Source organism: Blastococcus sp. CCUG 61487, assembly GCF_005222955.1.
GTDB lineage: Bacteria > Actinomycetota > Actinomycetes > Mycobacteriales > Geodermatophilaceae > Blastococcus.
Map to the genome: position 1 here is coordinate 21,923 of NZ_LWUA01000018.1, position 7,146 is coordinate 29,068.

At 76.2% G+C, this 7,146-nt stretch carries 6 protein-coding genes; all 6 read left to right on the forward strand.

Annotation, left to right across the window (positions count from 1 at the left end; all coding sequences use genetic code 11):
• The first annotated feature begins 44 nt into the window (after nt 1-44).
• The 6 genes from metK to rpe all read left to right on the forward strand — a co-directional run bounded on the left by metK (nt 45) and on the right by rpe (nt 7,017).
• A complete protein-coding gene (metK, locus tag A6V29_RS01925) occupies nt 45-1,238 on the forward strand; it encodes a methionine adenosyltransferase (RefSeq protein ID WP_137158719.1) in 1,194 nt (397 codons plus the stop codon).
• Nucleotides 1,239-1,355: 117 nt separating this feature from the next.
• Nucleotides 1,356-3,338 (forward strand): primosomal protein N', encoded by a 1,983-nt coding sequence (locus A6V29_RS01930; protein WP_249932928.1) that lies wholly within the window; start codon nt 1,356-1,358, stop codon nt 3,336-3,338.
• Nucleotides 3,339-3,444: 106 nt separating this feature from the next.
• Entirely contained in the window at nt 3,445-3,996 is a 552-nt protein-coding gene (gene def, locus A6V29_RS01935) for a peptide deformylase (protein WP_137158720.1), read from the forward strand.
• Nucleotides 3,997-4,001: 5 nt separating this feature from the next.
• On the forward strand, nt 4,002-4,922 hold the full coding sequence (fmt, locus tag A6V29_RS01940) for a methionyl-tRNA formyltransferase (RefSeq protein WP_283956332.1): 921 nt from the start codon (nt 4,002-4,004) through the stop codon (nt 4,920-4,922).
• The gene (locus A6V29_RS01945; protein WP_137158721.1) at nt 4,919-6,316 is read left to right on the forward strand and encodes an RsmB/NOP family class I SAM-dependent RNA methyltransferase; all 1,398 of its coding nucleotides are present in this window, start codon (nt 4,919-4,921) and stop codon (nt 6,314-6,316) included. Before fmt ends, A6V29_RS01945 begins: the two co-directional genes overlap by 4 nt.
• Before the next feature lie 29 nt (nt 6,317-6,345).
• A complete protein-coding gene (gene rpe / locus A6V29_RS01950) occupies nt 6,346-7,017 on the forward strand; it encodes a ribulose-phosphate 3-epimerase (RefSeq protein WP_137158722.1) in 672 nt (223 codons plus the stop codon).
• The last annotated feature ends 129 nt before the right edge of the window (nt 7,018-7,146 follow it).

Genomic DNA, 7,146 nt, shown 5'->3' on the forward strand with positions numbered 1-7,146 from the left:
GTCCCGACCCCGCCGCCCCAGTCTTCCGACCCAGGAGTACCGACATGTCACGCCGTCTCTTCACCTCCGAGTCGGTGACCGAGGGCCACCCGGACAAGATCGCCGACCAGATCAGCGACTCGATCCTCGACGCGATGCTCGCGCAGGACCCCAAGAGCCGCGTCGCCGTCGAGACGATGATCATGACCGGGCAGGTGCACATCGCCGGCGAGGTCACCACCTCCGGTTACGTCGACATCGCCCAGATCGTCCGCGACACGATCCTGCGGATCGGCTACGACTCCTCCCGCAAGGGCTTCGACGGCGCGTCCTGCGGCGTCAGCGTCTCGATCGGCGCGCAGTCGCCCGACATCGCCCAGGGCGTCGACACCGCCTACGAGGCCCGCACCGGCTCGTCCGAGGACGAGCTGGAGCGCCAGGGCGCCGGCGACCAGGGCCTGATGTTCGGCTACGCCACCGACGAGACCCCCGAGCTCATGCCGCTGCCGATCGCGCTGGCGCACCGCCTGTCGCGCCGGCTGTCGGCGGTGCGCAAGGACGGCTCGGTGCCCTACCTGCGTCCCGACGGCAAGACCCAGGTCACCGTGGTCTACGAGGACGACAAGCCCGTCGCCGTCGACACCGTGGTCGTCTCCTCGCAGCACGCCGAGGACATCTCGATCGATCAGCTGCTCGCGCCCGACATCAAGGAGCTCGTCGTCGAGCCGGAGCTCGCCGCGCTCGGCCTGCCGACCGACGGCTACCGGCTCCTGGTGAACCCGACCGGCAAGTTCGTCATCGGCGGCCCCATGGGTGACGCCGGCCTGACCGGCCGCAAGATCATCGTCGACACCTACGGCGGCATGGCCCGCCACGGCGGCGGCGCGTTCTCCGGCAAGGACCCGTCGAAGGTGGACCGCTCGGCCGCCTACGCCATGCGCTGGGTCGCCAAGAACGTCGTGGCCGCGGGGCTGGCCAAGCGCTGCGAGGTGCAGGTGGCCTACGCCATCGGCGCCGCGCACCCGGTGGGGCTGTTCGTCGAGACCTTCGGCACCGGCACGGTCGGCGACGACGTCCTCGAGAAGGCCATCACGACGGTCTTCGACCTGCGCCCGGCCGCGATCGTGCGGGACCTCGACCTGCTCCGCCCGATCTACGCGCCGACGGCGGCCTACGGCCACTTCGGCCGCACCGACGTCGACCTGCCGTGGGAGCGGCTGGACCGCGTCGACGCGCTGCGCTCGGCCGTCGGGGCCTGAGCCCGCGGTCTCCGCGAGACCGATGCACCGTGCGCCGGCGGCGCATTCCCCGCGTGGGAGTGCGCCGCCGCTGCACATCGTCCGGCGGTGTCGGCGGGCGTGATTAGGGTCCCCGCCGTGCCGTCGTCCCCGCCCGCCCCCCTCGTGGCCCGGGTGGTGGTGGACGTGCCGCTGGCGCACCTCGACCGGCCGTTCGACTACGCCGTCCCCGAGAAGTTCGCCGACATCGTGCAGGCCGGCTGCCGGGTGCGGGTGCGCTTCCACGGGCGGCTCGTCGACGGCGTGATCTGGGAGCTCGGCGAGTCCACCGACTTCGCCGGCTCGCTCCAGCCGCTGTCGCACGTCCCGTCCGGGGAGCCGGTGCTCACCCCGCAGGTGGCCCGGCTCGTGCGCACCGTCGCCGACAGGTACGCCGGGACGGCCGGCGACGTCCTGCGCCTGGCCATCCCGCCCCGCCGGGCGAACGCCGAGAAGCGGGAGAGCCCGACGCCGGACGCCCTGCCCGAGCCGCCCGATCCGGCCGGGTTCGCCCGCTACACCGCCGGACCCGCGCTGCTCGAGGCCCTCGCCGACGGCCGGCCGGCCCGCGCGGTCTGGACGGCGCTGCCCGGCGAGGACTGGCCCGCCCGGCTGGTCGAGCTGTGCCGGGCGACGCTCTCCGGCCGGCGCGGGTCGCTGGTCGTCCTCCCCGACGGCAAGGACCTGGACCGGCTCGCCGCCGCGGCCGCCGAGCTGTTGCCGGCGCACTCGTTCACCGTGCTGCGCGCCGACGACTCGCCGGAGAAGCGCTACCGGTCGTTCCTGGCCGCCTCGCGGGGCGCCGCCCAGGTGGTGCTGGGCACGCGCGCGGCGATGTTCGCGCCGGTCCGCGACCTGGGCCTCGTCGTGGTCTGGGACGACGGCGACGACCTGCACGCCGACGAGCGCGCCCCCTATCCGCACGCCCGGGACGTCCTGATCCAGCGCGCCTGGCTCGACAACTGCGCCGCGGTCGTCGCGGCCACGGCCCGCACCGCCGAGGCGGCGCTGCTGGTGGAGTCGGGCTGGGCGAACGAACTGGTCGCCGACCGCGCGGTGCTGCGTGCTGCCGCGCCGCGCGTGCAGGCGCTCGGCGACGACTTCGACCTGGCCCGCGACCCGGCCGCGCGGTCGGCGCGGCTGCCGTCGGTGGCGCACGAGGCCGCGCGCAAGGCGCTCGCCGCCGACGCCCCCGTGCTGGTGCAGGTGCCTCGTCGCGGCTACGTGCCGTCGCTGGCCTGCGACCGCTGCCGGGCGCCGGCCCGCTGTGCGCACTGCGCCGGACCGCTCGGCATCGCGCCGCGGCCGGGTCCCGGCGGCGCGCGGATCCCGGCCTGCCGGTGGTGCGCCCGCCCGGCGGCCACCTTCGACTGCCCGCACTGCCACGGCACCAAGCTGCGGGCCGCGGTGATCGGGGCGGCGCGGACGGCCGAGGAGCTCGCCCGCGCGTTCCCCGGGGCGCCGGTCCGCACCTCGGGCAGCACCTCGGGGGTGCTGGCCACCGTGCCCGGGGGAGCCGCGGTCGTGGTGGCGACGCCGGGCGCCGAGCCGGTGGCCGAGGGCGGTTACGGCGCGGCGCTGCTGCTCGACTCGTGGGCGCTGCTGGGCCGGGCGGACCTGCGCGCCGGCGAGGAGAGCCTGCGCCGGTGGATGAACGCCGCCGCGCTGGTCCGGCCCGCCTCCGCCGGCGGCACCGTCGTCGTCACCGCCGACGGTGGGCACCCCGTGGTCCAGGCGCTGGTGCGCTGGGACCCGGCCGGCCTGGCGGCCCGGGAGCTGGCCGACCGCCGCGAGCTCGGCTTCCCGCCGGTCAGCCGCATGGCCTCGCTCACCGGCTCGCCGGCGGCGCTGGCGGAGTTCCTGGAGACGCTGCGGCTGCCCGACGACGCCGACCTGCTCGGGCCGGTGCCCGAGCGACCGCGGCCCGGGCAGGAGGGGGAGCGGGAGCGGTACCTGGTGCGGGTGCCGCGCGCCTCCGGGGCGGCGTTGGCCGCCGCGCTCACCGAGGTGCAGGGCGTGCGCAGCGCGAAGAAGGCGCCCGAGCACGTGCGCGTCCAGCTGGACCCGCTGGACCTCGTGTAGGCCCCGCCGGAGTTGATCATCGGCTGCGTGCTCGCCGGGCCGGCGGGTCGCCCTCGATGTCGAGCACGGAGCCGATGATCAACTCGGGGCCACCTACGATCGAACGGTGAGCGTCACCCCGATCCGCCTGATGGGCGACCCCGTCCTGCGCCGCCGGGCCGAGGAGGTCGTCGACTTCGACGCCGAGCTGCGCCAGCTGGTCACCGACCTGACCGACACCATGCACGCGGCCGGCGGCGCCGGGATCGCCGCGCCGCAGATCGGCGTCGGTCTGCGGGTGTTCACCTGGTACGTCGACGGCGAGGTCGGCCACCTGGTCAACCCCGAGGTGACGCCGATCGGCGACGAGGAGCAGATCGACCCCGAGGGCTGCCTGTCGATCCCGGGGTTCCGGTTCGACTGCCGGCGGCACCTCTACGTCGCCGCCACCGGCTGGAACATGCACGGCGACCCGATCCGCGTCGAGGGCTCGCACATGCTGGCCCGGGCGGTGCAGCACGAGGTCGACCACCTCGACGGCGTGCTGTTCGTCGACCGGCTCGACGCCGAGGCCCGCGAGGCGGCGCTCGCCGTGCTGCGCGACGCCGAGTGGGCGGGGGAGCAGGCCTACCTCCCGGCCGGCGAGCCCGCGCCCGTGGTGAAGGTGAGCCCCCACTGAAGCTCCTGTTCGCCGGTACGCCCGAGCCCGCCGTCCCGTCGCTGGAGGCGCTCCTCGCGTCCGACCACGAGGTCGTCGCCGTCCTCACCCGGCCCGATGCCCGGTCCGGACGCGGCCGGAGGTCCAGCCGCTCGCCGGTGGCCGAGCGCGCCGACGCCGCCGGCATCCCGGTGCTCCAGCCGCGCTCGCCGCGCGATCCGGAGTTCCTCGAGCAGCTGGCCGAGCTGGCCGTCGACTGCGTCCCCGTCGTCGCCTACGGGGCGCTCATCCCGCCCGCCGCCCTGGCGATCCCGCGGCACGGCTGGGTGAACCTGCACTTCTCGCTGCTGCCCGCCTGGCGGGGCGCCGCGCCGGTGCAGCACGCGATCATGGCCGGTGACGAGATCACCGGCGCCTGCACGTTCCTCATCGAGGAGGGGCTCGACACCGGGCCGGTGTACGGCACGCTCACCGAGGCGATCGGCCCCCGCGACACCGCCGGCGACCTGCTGGACCGGCTGTCGCGCAGCGGCGCCCAGCTGCTCGCGGCCACCCTCGACGGCATCGCGGCGGGTGCACTGGAGCCGCGGCCGCAGCCGGCCGAGGGCGTCAGCCTGGCGCCCAAGGTCGAGCCCGCCGACGCGCGGGTGGAGTGGGCGCTCCCGGCCCACGTGGTGGACCGGCGGATCCGCGGGGTCACCCCGGCCCCGGGCGCGTGGACGACGTGGCGCGGGGACCGCCTGCGGCTCGGGCCGGTCACGCCGGTCCTGGACGGCCCGTCGCTCGACGAGGGCGAGCTCCTGGCGGACTCCGGGGAGGTCCACGTCGGCACCGGCAGCGGCCCGGTCGTCCTGGGCGAGGTGCAGCCGGCCGGCAAGCGGATGATCCCGGCCGCCGACTGGGCCCGCGGCGCACGGCCGGCTCCCGGCGAGAGGCTGGGGGAGTGACCCGGCCACCCCGCCGGCCCTCCGGCGGCCCCGGGCGAGGCCACCGGTCCCGCCCACCGGCCCGGCGACGGCCGCTGGACGGCGCCCGGCTCACCGCCTACGACGTCCTCGACGGCGTCACCTCCCGGGACGCCTACGCCAACCTGCTGCTCCCGCAGCTGCTGCGCGAGCGCGACCTGGACACCCGGGACGCCGCCTTCGCCACCCAGCTCGCCTACGGGACGCTGCGCGCCACCGGCACCCTCGACGCGGTGCTCCGCCGGCTGGTGGACCGGCCGCTGGAGGAACTGGACCCGCGGGTGCTCGACCTGCTGCGGCTGGGGGCCTACCAGCTGATCGACCTGCGGGTGCCCTCGCACGCCGCCGTCGACACGACCGTCGACCTCACCCGGGCGATCGTCGGAACCGGCGCCTCGGGGCTGGTCAACGCGGTGCTGCGCAAGGTCGCCGCCGGAGGGGACCGCATGCAGTGGCTCGACACCCTGGGCGGTGATCGGGACGAGCAGCTGGCCCTGGTCTCGGACCACCCGCGGTGGATCGTCGACGCCTGGCGCGACGCGCTGGGTGGCGAGGAGGAGCTGGAGCCCGCCCTCATGGCCGACGACGCCGCCCCGGAGGTGCACCTGGTCGCCCGCCGGATCGCGCGCGCGGAGCTGATCGAGGAGTCCGGTGGGTCGCCGGGGCCCTGGTCGCCGTTCGCCGTCCGGTTGCCCGGCGGGGACCCCGGGCGGCTCCCGTCGGTGCGTTCGGGGCGCGCCGCGGTGCAGGACGAGGGCAGCCAGCTCGCCGCCCTGCTCCTGGCCCGCGCGCCGCTGGAGGGACCGGACGCCGCGTGGCTGGACATGTGCGCCGGCCCCGGTGGCAAGGCCGGGCTGCTCGCCGCGGTCCGGCCCGCGGGCGTGCGGCTCACCGCCGCGGACCGGGCACCGCACCGGGCCGACCTGGTACGCCGGGCGCTGCGGGACGAGGCCGACGTCGAGGTGCTGGCCGCCGACGGGCGGGAGCCGCCGTGGCAGGCAGCCTCGTTCGACCGCGTGCTGCTCGACGCGCCGTGCACGGGGCTGGGCGCGCTGCGTCGCCGTCCGGAGGTGCGCTGGCGCCGGACGCCGGAGGACGTCGCCCCGCTGGTGGAGCTGCAGCTGGAGCTGCTGGCCGGCGCGCTGGCGTCCGTGCGGCCCGGGGGAGTGGTCGCCTACGTGACCTGCTCCCCGCACACCGAGGAGACGATCGGCGTGGTCGACGTCGCGGCCGCCCGGGACGACGTCGAGGTGCTGCCCGTGGCCCCGCTGTTCCCCGAGGTGCCCGACATCGCGCGCGGCGACTACGCACAGCTGTGGCCGCACCGGCACGGCACCGACGCCATGTTCATGGCGCTGCTCCGCCGCACCCGCTGACCGATCCGGGCCCCACCTAGACTCCGGGCGTGTCCCGCCAGCCCCTGATCGCGCCCAGCCTCCTCTCCGCCGACTTCGCCCACCTCGCCGACGAGGTCGCCAGGGTCGCCGACGCGGACTGGCTGCACGTCGACGTCATGGACGCGCACTTCGTGCCGAACCTGACGTTGGGCCTCCCGGTCGCCGAGGCGATCCAGAAGGTCAGCCCGGTACCGCTGGACTGCCACCTCATGATCGAGAACCCCGAGCGGTGGGCCCCGGGCTACGCCGAGATGGGCGCCCGCAACGTCACCGTGCACGCCGAGGCCTGCACCGATCCCCGCGGCGTCGCCCGCGACCTCCGCGCCGCCGGCGCGCTGGCCGGGCTGGCGATCAAGCCCGGGACGCCGCTCGAGGACCACCTCGAGGTGCTGCGCGACTTCGACACCCTGCTGGTGATGAGCGTCGAGCCCGGCTTCGGCGGTCAGGCGTTCATCGCCGACGTGCTGCCCAAGGTGCGCACGGCCCGCGAGCTGGTGGACACCGGGCATCTGCAGCTGATCGTGGAGATCGACGGCGGCATCAACGCCGACACCATCGAGCAGGCCGCGGAGGCCGGCGTCGACATGTTCGTCGCGGGCTCCGCCGTCTACGGCGCCGAGGACCCGGCGAAGGCCATCGCCGCCCTGCGCGCGCAGGCGGCCGCGGCGATGCAGGGATGAGCCCCGCCGAACTGTCAGCCATGCGCCGGGCCCGGGAGCTCGGCGAGTCGGTGCTCGGCACCACCAGCCCCAACCCCGCCGTCGGCGCGGTGATCCTGGACGCCGACGGCGCCCTCGCCGGCGAGGGCG

What these genes read in the sequence shown, in the direction of transcription:
- metK (WP_137158719.1), top strand. Translation starts at nt 45, where the DNA reads ATGTCACGCCGTCTCTTCACCTCCGAGTCGGTGACCGAGGGCCACCCG.